Raw genomic sequence first — 12,790 nt, forward strand, 5'->3', positions numbered from 1 at the left:
GATGTGGCTGACCCGCACCAGCGTCGACAACCCTTACTTCGCCGCGGTGCTGATGATCGCGCTGACCGTGCTGGGCCTGTTTGCCGGCAGCAAGATGGCGGTCGAGGAGTTTCCCGACATCCGCTTCCCGGTCGCCGCGGTGACCACTGCCTACCCGGGCGCGTCGCCCGAGGTGGTCGAGAGCGAGGTGACGCGCCCGCTGGAAGAGGCGATCAACACCATCGCCGGCATCAAGCATATCCGTTCGTACTCGATGGAGGGCGTCTCGACGCTGGTCGTCGAGTTCGAGCTCTCCGCCGACCCCAACCTTGCGGTGCAGGAGGTGCGCGACCGCGTCTCCGGCGTGCAGGGCACGCTCAGGCGCGAGGTGAAGACGCCGGCGGTCTCGCAGTTCAACCCGAATGACGAGCCGCTGATCTCGCTGTCGTTCAACTCGTCCGAGGCCGGCGCGCGCGCGCTGACCGACTGGGTCGACAACGTGCTCAAGAAGCGCCTGCAGACAGTCAGCGGCGTCGGCGAGGTCAAGGTGCTCGGCGGCGCGCGCCGCGAGGTGCGCGTCGAGCTCGACCCCTTGCGTCTGGAGGCGCTGGGCGTCGCCGTCGACGACGTCGCCTCGGCGCTGTCGGCCGGCAACCGGGACTGGGCGGCCGGCGCTTTGGGCGGCTCCGAGCAGGAGCGCAGCCTGCGCGTCGAGGGCAAGTTCGCGACGCCCGCCTCGTTCGGCGACCTGCTGGTGAGCCGGCGCGCCGACGGCGAGGTGAGGCTGTCCGACATCGCCATCGTGCGCGACGCCGAGGCCGAGCGGGTGTCGGTCGCGCTGATCGACGGCAAGCCCGGCGTCGGCGTCGACATCCGCGCCTCGCGCGGCGCCAACGTGGTCGAGGTCGCCGAGGGCGTCAAGCGCACGCTGGACGCCCTGAAGCCGGCGATGCCGGCCGGCACCGTGCTGACCGTCACCTACGACAAGTCGGTCGACGTCGAGCGCTCGCTCGCCGAGGTCAGGCAGTCGCTGGTCGAGGGGGCTGCGCTTACCGTGCTCATCGTGTTCCTGTTCTTGGGGAGCTGGCGCAGCACGGTGATCACCGGGCTGACGCTGCCGATCTCGCTGATCGGCACGCTGTTCGCGGTGTGGGCGCTGGGCTTCACGCTGAACCTGATGACGCTGATGGCGCTGTCGCTGTCGATCGGCCTCTTGATCGACGACGCGATCGTGGTGCGCGAGAACATCGTCCGCCACGCCGCGCTCGGCAAGGGGCACCGCCAGGCGGCGCTGGACGGCACCAACGAGATCGGCCTCGCGGTGCTCGCGACCACGCTGACCATCGTCGCGGTGTTCCTGCCGGTCGGCTTCATGGGCGGCATCATCGGCAAGTTCTTCCACCAGTTCGGGCTGACCGTGGTCGTCGCGGTGCTGATCTCGATGCTGGTGAGCTTCACGCTCGACCCGATGCTCTCGTCGGTGTGGGCCGACCCGCACCACCACGGCGACCGCCACCGCGGCCCGCTCGGACGCATGCTCGACTGGTTCGAGAGCTCGCTCGACCGCCTGGCCGACGCTTACGTCGGCGTGGTCGCCTGGGCGCTGGCGCACCGCAAGACGGTGCTCGCCGCCGCCGCCTTGCTGACCGTGGGCAGCTTCGCGCTGGTACCGGCGATCGGCGGCGAATTCCTGCCGCGCGCCGACAAGGGCGAGTTCGTCGTCGTGCTCAAGGCGCCGCCGGGCTCGACGCTCGAATACAGCGAGCGCAAGGCGCGCGAAGTCGAGGCGAGGCTGCGCACCCTGCCCGAGGTGCGCTCGGTCGAGGTCAAGGTTGCCGGCGGGCGCTTTGGCGCCGGCAAGACCGAGGCGAGGGTCAAGGTCGACATCGGCCGCGCCGTCGACCGCACCCGCGACCAGGACGCGCTGATGCGCGACGCGCGCGCGCTGGCGGGCGGGGTCGCCGGCGTCGAGGTCGACGAGGTGTCCGCCTTGGGCCAGCACGGCGGGGGCGGCAAGCCGGTGAACGTCGGCGTGCGCGGCGGCAACGTCGCCGAGCTCGAGCGCACCGCGGCGATGCTCGCCGAGCGCATCCGCCGCGTGGATGGCGTGTCCGACGTGGCGACCAGCCTTGACGAGGCGGACCCTGCGCTGACCGTGCGCGTCGACCGCGACGCGGCGGCTGCCCTGGGCGTCGACCCGGCACGGGTCGGGCAGACGCTCGCGACGCTGACGGCCGGCGCGCAGGTGACGACCTGGGAGGCGCCGGATGGCGAGAACTACGACGTGGTGCTGCAACTGCCCAAGGCCGAGCGCGCCGACGCCCTGCTCGAGATGCTGACCGTCGCCGCGCCGGGCGCGGGCGGCGCCGCTGCCATGGTGCCGCTCTCGGCGCTGGCAAGCACCGAAGACGCCCGCTCGCCGCGCCAGATCGAGCGGGTCGACCTGATGCGCGAAGTGTCGATCAGCGCGAACGTGCAGGGGCGCTCGCCGGGGGCGGTGTTCGCCGACGTCGACCGCCTGCTCGCGGACACGCCGCTGCCGCCCAGGGTGCAGCTGTCGCAGCAGGGCGAGCGGCAAGACATGCAGGAATCGTTCAGCTACGCGCTGCAGGCGCTGGCGCTGGGCGTGGTGTTCATCTACATGATCCTCGCCGCGCAGTTCAGGAGCTTCACCTTGCCCTTGACCATCATGGTCGCGCTGCCGCTGTCGTTCGTCGGCGTGTTCTTCGCGCTGTGGGCGTGGGGGTCGACGCTCAACATGTTCTCGGTGATCGGCATCGTGATGCTGATGGGGCTCGCGGCGAAGAACGGCATCCTGCTGGTCGACTTCATCGGCCAGGCAAGGCGCGAAGGCGCGCCGCGCGACGCGGCGATCGTCGAGGCCGGGCGCGTGCGGCTGCGCCCGATCATGATGACGAGCCTTGCGATGATCTTCGGCATGCTGCCCCTGGCGCTCGCCAGCGGCGAAGGCTCGGAGACGCAGCGGCCGATGGCGCAGGCGATCATCGGTGGCCTGGTGACCTCGACCCTGCTCACGCTGGTCGTGCTGCCGGTGGTGTACACCTACCTCGACGCGCTGCGGGTCAGGCTGCGCCGGCTGGTCGGCGCGCCCGTCGCCGGCAGTTGAGGGCTTACGCCTCGCGGCGTATGAAGTGGCGCGGGCGCAGCCCCAGCGCGAACAGCACGGCGAAATAGGCGGTGGCCGCCGCGCACAGGTGGCCGCCCAGCCATAGCGCGCGCTGCCAGGCGTGGCCGGTCCAATTGCCCGGCAGCCAGGTCTCCAGCGCCCACAGTGCGCCGGCCATCGCGGCGGAGGCGAGCGTCACCTTGAGGGCGAAGCCTGCCCAGCCCGGCTGCGGGCGGTAGATGTCGCGGCGGATCAACAGCACCAGCAGCGCGATCGCGTTGATCAGCGCCGCCAGGCCGATCGCCAGCGCAAGGCCGGCGTGCTTTAGATGCCAGACGAAGGCGAGGTTCATCAGCTGCGTCATCGCCAGCGTGAAGATGCCGACCTTGACCGGCGTCTTGATGTCCTGGCGCGCGTAAAAGCCGGGCGCCAGCACCTTGACCATGATCAGCCCGGTCAGCCCCACCGCGTACGCGACCAGCGCCTGGCGCGTCATCTCGGCGTCCAGCTCGGTGAAGCGGCCGTACATGAACAGGGTCGAGATCAGCGGCTTGGCCATCACCGCCAGCCCTACCGACGCCGGGATGGCCAGCAGCAGCGACAGGCGGATGCCCCAGTCGAGCAGCTTCGAATACTCCCCGGCCGACTTGTCGGCGGCGTGGCGCGACAGCGAAGGCAGCAGGATGGTGCCCAGCGCGACGCCGAGGATGCCGGTCGGGAACTCCATCAGGCGGTCGGCGTAGTACATCCACGACACGCTGCCGGAAACCAGGAAGGACGCGAAGATGGTGTTGATCACCAGCGACACCTGCGCGATCGACACGCCGAAGATGGCCGGCCCCATCAGCTTGACCACCCGCCACACCGCCGCGTCCTTCAGGTTCAGGCGCGGCCAGGCGAGCATGCCTATCCTTTTCAGGTAGGGCAGCTGGTAGCAAAGCTGGGCGAGGCCGCCGATGAACACCGCCCACGCGAGCACCAGCACCGGCGGGTCGAAGTAGGGCGCCAGCAGCAGCGAGCAGGCGATGAACGACACGTTCAGGAGCGTCGGCGTGAACGCCGGCACCGAGAACTGGCGCCAGGTGTTGAGGATGCTGCCGGCGAGCGACGACAGCGAGATGAAGAGGATGTAGGGGAAGGTGATCCTGAGCAGGTCGACGGTCAGCGCGAACTTGTCGGCCTCCTTGGCGAAGCCCGGCGCCGACACCCAGATCACCCAGGGCGCGGCCAGCATGCCAAGGGCAGTCACCCCCACCAGCGCGAGCGTGAGCAGGCCGGCGACATGCGCGAGGAAGGCGCGCGTCTCGTCCTCGCTCTTCTCGCGGCGGTACTCGGCGAGCACCGGCACGAAGGCCTGCGAGAACGCGCCCTCGGCGAAGATGCGGCGCAGCAGGTTGGGGAGCTTGAACGCGACGAAGAAGGCGTCGGTCGCGAAACCGGCACCGAAGACGCGGGCGATGATCGCGTCGCGCACGAAGCCCAGCACGCGCGAGACCAGGGTCAAACTGCTGACAGCCGCCAGCGCCTTGAGTAGATTCATGGAAAATCGTTGTTATCGTTTATGCAACAGGGCGCCAGTTTACTCGGGCGGGATTCCTGTTGCAAAACCAGTGCTTAACGAATAGAATCGCGGGTTTCAGATTCCGCTCATCAGGAGAAAGATTCATGGCTAACAGCGCACAAGCTCGCAAGCGTGCACGCCAGGCTCTCAAGCAGCGCGCGCACAACGCCAGCCTGCGTACTGCGTTCCGTTCCGCAGTCAAGAAAGTGCTCAAGGCAGTTACCGCTGGCGACAAGGCTGCCGCAAAGGTGGTGTTCCAGTCGTCCATCAAGGTGATGGACAGCATCGCCGACAAGGGCGTGTTCCACAAGAACAAGGCCGCTCGTCACAAGAGCCGCCTGTCCGCACAGATCAAGGCCATGGCCTGATTCTGAGCGGTACGGAGCCAGCAGGCTCCGGCCAGCAGAATACGCAAAAGCCCCGCCTGGTGCGGGGCTTTTGCGTGGGCGGACGCTAGGCGAGCAGCGGTGCCGCCTCCAGCGCCATCTCGCCTTCCTCGTCGGTGGCGAGCACCCAGGCGTGGCGCGGGCTGTCCTCGCCGGTGAGCCTCGCCCCGCCCGCGTCATTGGCGGCCGTATCCAGCGCGAAGCCCAGCCAGGCGAGCCGCGAGAGCACCCGAGCGCGGATTTCCGGCGAGCGCTCGCCGATGCCGGCGGTGAACACCAGGGCGTCGACGCCGCCCATCGCCGCCGCGAGCGAGGCGACCTCGCGCGCGACGCGGTAACAGAACAGTTCGACCGCCTCGGCCGCTTCCGGCTGCCTGCTTGCCAGCAGCTCTCGCATGTCGGCGGAAATGCCCGACACGCCAAGCAGGCCGGAGCGCTTGTAGAGTTCGTCGCGGATCGCGGCGACATCCATGCCGTGGCGCTCCTGCCAGTAGAGCAGCACTTCCGGGTCGAGGTGGCCCGGGCGGGTGCCCATCATCAGCCCTTCCAGCGCGGACAGCCCCATCGACGAGGCGGCGCTTTGCCCGGCGCGGATCGCGCACGCGCTGGCACCGCTGCCCAGGTGGCAGACGACGACGCGCGCGTCGGCCAGCCCCAGGAGAGGCAACTGGCGGGTGATCGCCGCGTAAGAGAGGCCGTGGAAGCCGTAGGCGCGCACGCCCTCGTCGTGCCAGTGGCGCGCGATGCCGAAGCGGGTGGCCAGCGTGTCCTGCCCAGCGTGGAACGCCGTGTCGAAGCAGGCGATCTGCCTGATTTCGGGGTGGGTCAGGGCGAAGGCGTCGATCACCGCCAGGCTGGCCGGCTGGTGCAGCGGCGCCAGCGGGATGAAGCGCGCCAGCGTCTCGCGCACCTCGGGGGTGATTTCCGTCGCGTCGGTGTAGACGCCGCCGCCGTGTACCACCCGGTGCACGACCGCACCGGGCGTGATGCCGGCCGCGCCCAGCGCGTCCAGCATCGCCGCGGCGGCCGCCTCGCGGCTCGCGCCGACCGCATGCTGGGCGAGGGGGGCGCCGTCGGCCGCGCAGAGCGTCAGCGTGCTGCCGGCCATGCCCATGCGGTCGATCAGCCCGCGCGCGACGAGCGCGCCGTCCTGATAGGCGCGGAACTTCAGCGTCGCCGAGCCCGCGTTGACCGCGATCAGCGCCTTTTTCATGGGCGGTCCCCCGGCCGGCGCTGGCGGGCCAGCACGTTGGCGACGGCGCTCGAGGCCAGGCGGCCGTGCGCGTCTTCGGCGCGGCTGGTCAGCACGATGGGCGCGCGCGCGCCCATCACGATGCCGGCCGACGCGGCGGCGGCGAGGTAGGTCAGCTGCTTGGCGAGCATGTTGCCCGACTCGAGGTCCGGTACCAGCAGGATGTCCGGCTCGCCGGCCACCGGCGAGTGGATGCCCTTGGTGTCGGCCGCCGCGTGCGAGATCGCGTTGTCGAAGGCGAGCGGGCCGTCGAGCAGCGCGCCGCTGATCTGGCCGCGGTCGGCCATCTTGCACAACGCGGCCGCGTCGATGGTCGAGCGGATCGCCGGGGTCACCGTCTCGACCGCCGACAGGATCGCGACCTTGGGCTCCTTGATGCCCAGCGCGTGGGTGAGGTCGATCGCGTTCTGGCAGATGTCGCGCTTGGTGGTGAGGTCGGGCTCGATGTTGATCGCCGCGTCGGTGATGAACAAGTAACGCGGGTAGCTCTCGACCTTCATGATGAAGACGTGGCTGATCCGGCGGTCGGTGCGGATGCCGGTTGCGCGGGCGAGCACCTCGGTCATGAATTCGTCGGTGTGCAGGCTGCCCTTCATCAGGATGTCGGCGCGGTGGCCGCGTACCAGCTCGACTGCCTTCTCGGCGGACGCGTGGCTGTGCGGCACGTCGACAAGCTCGACGCCGTCAAGCGACAGCTCGAGCTCGTCCGCGAGCTTGCGGATCTTGTATTCGGGGCCGACCAGGATGGGGGTGGCAATGCCGTGGTCGGCGGCTTCCAGCGCGCCTTGCAGCGCCTCCCGGCTGCAGGGGTGGGCGACGGCCATGCTGACCGGGCCGTTGGCGCGCGCCTGCGCAAGGATGCCGGCGAAGGCGTTGTCGTCGTATGTCATCGCTTGCCGCTCCTCTAGGCCATGATGTTGAAGCCGCCGTCGATATAGACGGTCTGGCCGGTCTGCGCGCGCGCGTAGTCGGACGCCAGGAAGGTGCAGGTGTGGCCGACGTCCTCGATGTCGACCAGCTTGTGCTGCGGCGCGCGCTGCTTGGCCTCGTCGATCAGCGCGTCGAAGTGGGCGATGCCGCTTGCCGCGCGGGTCTTCAGCGGGCCGGGCGAGACCGCGTGCACGCGGATGCCCTTGGGGCCGAGTTCGTGCGCGAGGTAGCGGGTGGTGCTCTCCAGCGCCGCCTTGACCGGCCCCATGATGTTGTAGTTCTCGACCACCTTGTCGGCGCCGTAATAGCTCATCGTCAGCAGCGTGCCGCCTTCCTTCATCAGCGGTTCGGCGTGGCGGGCCAGTTCGATGAACGAGAAGCAGGACACGCGCATCGCGCGCAGGAAGCCGTCGAGCGAACAGTCGGTGACGCGGCCGTGCAGGTCCTGCATCGGGCAGAACGCGATCGAGTGCACGACGAAGTCGAGCTGGCCCCATTCTTCGCCGATCCGCTCGAACAGGGCCTCGGTCTGGCCGGGCGTCTCGACGTTCAGGGGCTCGACGATGCCGGCCGACAGCGCCTCCGCCAGCGGGCGCACGTAGGGTTCGGCCTTTTCGTTCAGGTAGGTGACGGCCAGTTCGGCGCCGGCCAGGTGCATGCTGCGCGCGCAGCCGTAGGCGATGCTGTGTTCGTTGGCGATGCCGACGATCAGCCCTTTCTTGCCGGCGAGCGGTTTCAGTGCCATGTTCATGTGTTCTCCTTGCGCTTGTCTTGTGCCTTAGCGTGCCAACGAGGCGTGACAACTTGATGTCCGGCATTTTTCCGCTGCGTTTTTGTATTGCCTGTTCAGTCGGTTATAATGCGCGGTTTGCAGCCCGGTCCATGTCCGGGTGGCCCGCGAGCCGATATGCGCCGCGTTCTGGTTGCGGTGCAGCAATCCGTATGTATTATTGCACTGCACAATGCCGGTGCTGGAGAAATTGATGCCTATTTACGAATACCGCTGTGAAAAGTGTGGTGAACAGCACGAACACCTGCAGAAGCTGAGCGACGAGCCGGTCGCCGCCTGTCCTTCGTGCGGCAGTGCCGACTACGCCAAGCTTCTGTCCTGCGCGGGCTTCCAGCTCAAGGGCAACGGCTGGTACCAGACCGATTTCAAGAACAGCGGCAGCAAGCACAGTTGCGGCGACGGCGGCTGCGGCGGTTGCGGCTAAGCGATGACCCATATCAAACTGACGCTCAAGGGCTACCTCGTCACCGGCCTGCTGATCTGGTTGCCGCTGGCGGTGACCTGGTGGGTGCTCGACATGATCGTCGGCACCCTCGACCAGACGCTGGTGCTGCTGCCCGATGCGCTGCGCCCGCAGAGCCTGTTCGGCTTCGACGTGCCGGGCTTAGGCGTGGTGCTGTCGGTGCTGGTGCTGATCGGCACCGGCATGGTCGCCGCCAACGTGCTCGGCCAGAAGCTGTTTGACGCGTGGGACGCGCTTCTGGTGCGCATCCCAGTGGTCAAGAGCATCTACAGCAGCGTCAAGCAGGTCAGCGACACGCTGTTCTCCGACAGCGGGCAGTCGTTCAAGAAGGCGATGCTGGTGCGTTTCCCGCACCAGGACATGTGGACGGTCGCGTTCCAGACCGGCTCGCTGCCCGAGAGCGTCGCCCGCGCGCTCGCCGACGTCGGCGACGACTTCATCGGCGTTTACGTGCCGACCATCCCCAACCCGACGTCGGGTTACTTCGTGATGGTCGCCCGCAAGGACACCCGCGAGCTGGCGATGACCGTCGACGAGGCGCTCAAGTACGCGATCTCGATGGGCATGGTCGCGCCGGCCCAACCCAAGGCGCGCTGACACCCGGTGTCGCGCACAACCCAATAACCTACCCGAAGCTGACAGCATGCGAACCGATTACTGCGGACTCATTGACAAGAAATACCTCGGCCAGACCGTGACCGTTAAGGGCTGGGCCCACCGTCGCCGCGACCACGGCGGCGTGATCTTCATCGACCTCAGGGACCGTGAGGGTCTGGTGCAGGTGGTGATCGACCCGGACACCCCCGAGGCCTTCGCGCTGGCGGACAGCGCGCGCAACGAGTACGTGCTGTCGGTGACCGGCATCGTGCGCGAGCGCCCGGCGGGCACCGCCAACACCAAGATGATCTCCGGCGAGATCGAACTGTTGGCCAAAGAGATCGAGATCCTGAACGCCGCGGCGACCCCGCCGTTCCAGATCGACGACGAGAACATCTCCGAGAACGTGCGCCTGCTCAACCGCGTGATCGACCTGCGCCGCCCGGTGATGCAGAAGAACCTGCGCCTGCGCTACCGCGTCGCGATGGGCGTGCGCAACCACCTGGACAAGCAGGGCTTCATCGACATCGAGACGCCGATGCTGACCCGCTCGACGCCGGAAGGCGCGCGCGACTACCTGGTGCCGTCCCGCGTGCACCCCGGCGAATTCTTCGCGCTGCCGCAGTCGCCGCAGCTGTTCAAGCAGCTGTTGATGGTCGCCGGCTTCGACCGCTACTACCAGATCACCAAGTGCTTCCGTGACGAGGATCTGCGCGCCGACCGCCAGCCCGAATTCACCCAGATCGATATTGAAACCTCGTTCCTGAACGAGGACGAGATCATGGACATCACCGAAACCATGGCGCAGGAAATCTTCCGCGACGTGATGGAGGTCGAGCTGGGCAAGTTCCCGCGCATGACGTACGCCGACGCGATGTACTACTACGGCTCGGACAAGCCGGACCTGCGCGTGTCGCTCAAGTTCACCGAACTGACCGACCTGATGAAGAACGAGGAATTCAAGGTGTTCCGTGGCGCCGCCGACATGCCGAACGGCCGTGTCGTCGCGCTGCGCGTGCCCAAGGGCGCCGCGCTCAGCCGCAAGGAAATCGACGACTACACCCAGTTCGTCGGCATCTACGGCGCCAAGGGCCTCGCCTACATCAAGGTCAACGACGCGTCCAAGCCGAACGAGGAAGGCCTGCAGTCGCCGATCGTCAAGTTCCTGTCCGCCGAGGGCCTCGCCGCGATCGTCGAGCGTACCGGCGCGCAAGACGGCGACATCATCTTCTTCGGTGCCGACAAGGCCAAGGTGGTCAACGAGGCGATCGGCGCGCTGCGCATCAAGATCGGCCACGAGCGTGGCCTCGAGAACGGCTACTTCGTCAAGGAATGGCGCCCGCTGTGGGTGGTCGACTTCCCGATGTTCGAGTACGACGAGGACGACGACCGCTGGACCGCGTGCCACCACCCGTTCACCAGCCCGAAGCCGGGCCACGAAGACCTGATGGAGACCGACCCGGGCGCCTGCATCGCGCGTGCCTACGACATGGTCCTCAACGGCTGGGAGATCGGCGGCGGTTCCGTGCGTATCCACCGTGCCGACGTGCAGGAAAAGGTGTTCTCCGCGCTGAAGATCAGCCCGGAAGAGCAGCAGAACAAGTTCGGCTTCCTGCTGGACAACCTGAAGTTCGGCGCGCCGCCGCACGGAGGCCTGGCCTTCGGCCTCGACCGTCTGGTGACGCTGATGTGCGGCGCCGAGTCGATCCGCGACGTGATCGCGTTCCCGAAGACGCAGCGCGCGCAGTGCCTGCTGACCAACGCGCCGAACCATGTCGACGACAAGCAGCTGCGCGAGCTGAACCTGCGCCTGCGCAAGACCGAAACCGCGTAAGCGGCACCTCGCACGCGACAACCGGCCGGGTTTTTCCCGGCCGGTTTTTTTGCGCGTCCCCCTTGAAAGGGGCTGATTCGGCTGCAATATGCTTTCTGGTTGCCGTGGACCTGTCCGCGGCCGCTTCGCAGGTGCCCGCGCCGGCGCGGGATGACCAATCCTATCTTCTCAGGAGCAAACAGATGGCCGTACTCGTAGGCAAGCAAGCCCCGTTCTTTGATGGCGACAAGACTTTCTCCGCCGTGCTCGGCGACGGTCAGATCGTCGACAACTACAGCTTCAAGGACGCGACCGCCGGCAAGTACGCCGTGGTGTTCTTCTACCCGCTGGATTTCACCTTCGTCTGCCCGTCCGAGCTGATCGCATTCGACCATCGCCTGGAAGAGTTCAGGCAGCGCAACGTAGAAGTGATCGGCGTGTCGATCGATAGCCAGTTCACCCACGCCGCGTGGCGCAACACCGCCGTCGAGCAGGGCGGCATCGGCCAGGTCGGCTATACGCTGGTCGCCGACATCCAGCACGCGCTGTGCCAGGCCTACGACGTCGAGGCCGACGAGGGCGTCGCCTTCCGCGGCTCCTTCCTGATCGACCGCTCGGGCGTGGTGCAGCACCAGGTCGTCAACAACCTGCCGCTGGGCCGCAATATCGACGAGATGCTGCGCATGGTCGACGCGCTGCAGTTCACCGAAGAGCACGGCGAAGTCTGCCCGGCCGGCTGGAACAAGGGCAAGAAGGGCATGAAGGCGAGTGCCGAAGGCGTCGCCAGCTACCTGGCCGAGAACGCCAAGGAGCTGTAAGCCGCCTGTCTGGTCAGGTCCAAAACCCGCGCCCGAGGCGCGGGTTTTTTTCGGCCTTCAGAAGTAGGCGAGCCCCATCGCCCGTTTGACTTCGTCCAGGGTCTGCGCGGCCACCTCGCGCGCGCGCAGGCTGCCTTCGCGCAGGATGGCCCAGACCGCCGCCGGGTCGGCGGCGAGCGCGGCGCGCCGCTCGCGGATCGGCGCAATCAGCGCCTGCAACAATGGTTCCAGTTCCCGCTTGAGGGCGGTGTCGCCCAGCCCGCCGGCCCGGTAGCGCTCCTTGAGCGCGGCAACGCCTGCGGGGTCGGGGCTGAACGCGTCGAGGAAGGCGAACACCACGTTGCCCTCGACCCGGCCCGGGTCGCACACGCGCAGGTGCTGCGGGTCGGTGTACATGCGGTGCACCGCGGCGTGGATTTCGTCGGGGCTCGCGCTGAAGGTCAGCGTGTTGCCCAGCGACTTGGACATCTTGGCCTTGCCGTCGATGCCGGGCAGGCGTGCGCCCTTGGCCGGCACCAGCGCGCGGGCCGGGACCAACACTTCTTGATCGACGCTGGTGTTGAAGCGGCGGACGATCTCGTTGGTCTGCTCGATCATCGGGACCTGGTCTTCGCCGACCGGCACCAGCGTCGCCTTGAACGCGGTGATGTCGGCCGCCTGGCTGACCGGGTAGGCGAGGAAGCCGGCCGGCAGGTCGCGCTGGAAACCGCGCTGGCGGATCTCGTCCTTGACGGTCGGGTTGCGCTCTAGGCGCGCGACGCTGACCAGGTTGAGGAAATAGGACGCCAGTTCGGCCAGTTCGGGCACCTGCGACTGGATGAAGATGGTCGAGCGCGCGGGGTCGATCCCGCAGGCGAGATAGTCGAGGGCGACTTCCAGCACGTTGCCGGTCACCTTGCTGTAGCGTCCCGCGTTGTCGGTCAGTGCCTGGGTGTCGGCCAGCAGGATGAATTGCCGGCAGCTTTGCTGCAGTTCGACGCGCTGGCGCAGCGAGCCGACATAGTGGCCGAGGTGGAGCGGGCCGGTCGGCCTGTCTCCGGTCAGGATGGTGTCTGCGTGTCCGGTCATGGAGGA

11 protein-coding genes are annotated in these 12,790 nt (G+C 67.8%); 6 read left to right on the forward strand and 5 right to left on the reverse strand.

Annotation, left to right across the window (positions count from 1 at the left end):
* Position 1: 1 nt before the first annotated feature.
* Positions 2-3,106: an efflux RND transporter permease subunit gene (locus tag E5K04_RS09340; RefSeq protein ID WP_136553348.1), complete on the forward strand. Its 3,105-nt coding sequence runs from the start codon at positions 2-4 to the stop codon at positions 3,104-3,106.
* A gap of 4 nt (positions 3,107-3,110) precedes the next feature.
* Here E5K04_RS09340 and murJ read toward each other — a convergent pair whose 3' ends face one another.
* Entirely contained in the window at positions 3,111-4,646 is a 1,536-nt protein-coding gene (gene murJ / locus E5K04_RS09345) for a murein biosynthesis integral membrane protein MurJ (RefSeq protein WP_136553350.1), read from the reverse strand.
* A gap of 125 nt (positions 4,647-4,771) precedes the next feature.
* Between murJ and rpsT the strand changes: the two genes are divergently transcribed.
* Positions 4,772-5,035 carry a 30S ribosomal protein S20 gene (gene rpsT / locus E5K04_RS09350; protein WP_136553352.1) on the forward strand — a complete coding sequence of 88 codons (264 nt, stop codon included), beginning with the start codon at positions 4,772-4,774 and terminating at the stop codon, positions 5,033-5,035.
* 85 nt (positions 5,036-5,120) lie between these two features.
* Here rpsT and E5K04_RS09355 read toward each other — a convergent pair whose 3' ends face one another.
* Genes E5K04_RS09355 through fabI form a run of 3 tightly spaced genes read right to left on the reverse strand, consistent with a single transcriptional unit; the run spans position 5,121 to position 7,986 of the window.
* The gene (locus E5K04_RS09355) at positions 5,121-6,266 is read right to left on the reverse strand and encodes an acetate/propionate family kinase (RefSeq protein WP_136553354.1); all 1,146 of its coding nucleotides are present in this window, start codon (positions 6,264-6,266) and stop codon (positions 5,121-5,123) included.
* On the reverse strand, positions 6,263-7,195 hold the full coding sequence (locus E5K04_RS09360) for a phosphate acetyltransferase (protein ID WP_136553356.1): 933 nt from the start codon (positions 7,193-7,195) through the stop codon (positions 6,263-6,265). The genes E5K04_RS09355 and E5K04_RS09360 overlap by 4 nt, the downstream gene beginning before the upstream one ends.
* A 14-nt stretch (positions 7,196-7,209) precedes the next feature.
* Positions 7,210-7,986 (reverse strand): enoyl-ACP reductase FabI, encoded by a 777-nt coding sequence (gene fabI / locus E5K04_RS09365; protein ID WP_136553358.1) that lies wholly within the window; start codon positions 7,984-7,986, stop codon positions 7,210-7,212.
* Positions 7,987-8,218: 232 nt separating this feature from the next.
* Here fabI and E5K04_RS09370 point away from each other — a divergent pair, with 232 nt between their 5' ends.
* The 4 genes from E5K04_RS09370 (at position 8,219) to E5K04_RS09385 (ending at position 11,716) form a co-directional block, all read left to right on the forward strand.
* On the forward strand, positions 8,219-8,449 hold the full coding sequence (locus tag E5K04_RS09370) for an FmdB family zinc ribbon protein (RefSeq protein WP_136553360.1): 231 nt from the start codon (positions 8,219-8,221) through the stop codon (positions 8,447-8,449).
* Positions 8,450-8,452: 3 nt separating this feature from the next.
* A complete protein-coding gene (locus tag E5K04_RS09375; RefSeq protein WP_136553362.1) occupies positions 8,453-9,085 on the forward strand; it encodes a DUF502 domain-containing protein in 633 nt (210 codons plus the stop codon).
* Positions 9,086-9,131: 46 nt separating this feature from the next.
* Positions 9,132-10,919: an aspartate--tRNA ligase gene (gene aspS / locus E5K04_RS09380; RefSeq protein ID WP_136553364.1), complete on the forward strand. Its 1,788-nt coding sequence runs from the start codon at positions 9,132-9,134 to the stop codon at positions 10,917-10,919.
* Between the two features lie 182 nt (positions 10,920-11,101).
* Positions 11,102-11,716, forward strand: a complete 615-nt coding sequence (locus E5K04_RS09385; protein WP_136553366.1) for a peroxiredoxin — start codon at positions 11,102-11,104, stop codon at positions 11,714-11,716.
* Between the two features lie 57 nt (positions 11,717-11,773).
* Here the strand turns inward: E5K04_RS09385 and trpS are convergent, their stop codons facing one another.
* Positions 11,774-12,784 carry a tryptophan--tRNA ligase gene (trpS, locus tag E5K04_RS09390; RefSeq protein ID WP_136553368.1) on the reverse strand — a complete coding sequence of 337 codons (1,011 nt, stop codon included), beginning with the start codon at positions 12,782-12,784 and terminating at the stop codon, positions 11,774-11,776.
* Positions 12,785-12,790: the final 6 nt, after the last annotated feature.

Origin of the sequence: Crenobacter intestini, from assembly GCF_004919095.1 — a bacterium.
Taxonomy (GTDB): domain Bacteria; phylum Pseudomonadota; class Gammaproteobacteria; order Burkholderiales; family Chromobacteriaceae; genus Craterilacuibacter; species Craterilacuibacter intestini.

Coding starts and splice junctions, on each gene's coding strand:
- E5K04_RS09340 (WP_136553348.1), top strand. CDS start 2: ATGTGGCTGACCCGCACCAGCGTCGACAACCCTTACTTCGCCGCGGTG.
- murJ (WP_136553350.1), bottom strand. CDS start 4,646: ATGAATCTACTCAAGGCGCTGGCGGCTGTCAGCAGTTTGACCCTGGTC.
- rpsT (WP_136553352.1), top strand. CDS start 4,772: ATGGCTAACAGCGCACAAGCTCGCAAGCGTGCACGCCAGGCTCTCAAG.
- E5K04_RS09355 (WP_136553354.1), bottom strand. CDS start 6,266: ATGAAAAAGGCGCTGATCGCGGTCAACGCGGGCTCGGCGACGCTGAAG.
- E5K04_RS09360 (WP_136553356.1), bottom strand. CDS start 7,195: ATGACATACGACGACAACGCCTTCGCCGGCATCCTTGCGCAGGCGCGC.
- fabI (WP_136553358.1), bottom strand. CDS start 7,986: ATGAACATGGCACTGAAACCGCTCGCCGGCAAGAAAGGGCTGATCGTC.
- E5K04_RS09370 (WP_136553360.1), top strand. CDS start 8,219: ATGCCTATTTACGAATACCGCTGTGAAAAGTGTGGTGAACAGCACGAA.
- E5K04_RS09375 (WP_136553362.1), top strand. CDS start 8,453: ATGACCCATATCAAACTGACGCTCAAGGGCTACCTCGTCACCGGCCTG.
- aspS (WP_136553364.1), top strand. CDS start 9,132: ATGCGAACCGATTACTGCGGACTCATTGACAAGAAATACCTCGGCCAG.
- E5K04_RS09385 (WP_136553366.1), top strand. CDS start 11,102: ATGGCCGTACTCGTAGGCAAGCAAGCCCCGTTCTTTGATGGCGACAAG.
- trpS (WP_136553368.1), bottom strand. CDS start 12,784: ATGACCGGACACGCAGACACCATCCTGACCGGAGACAGGCCGACCGGC.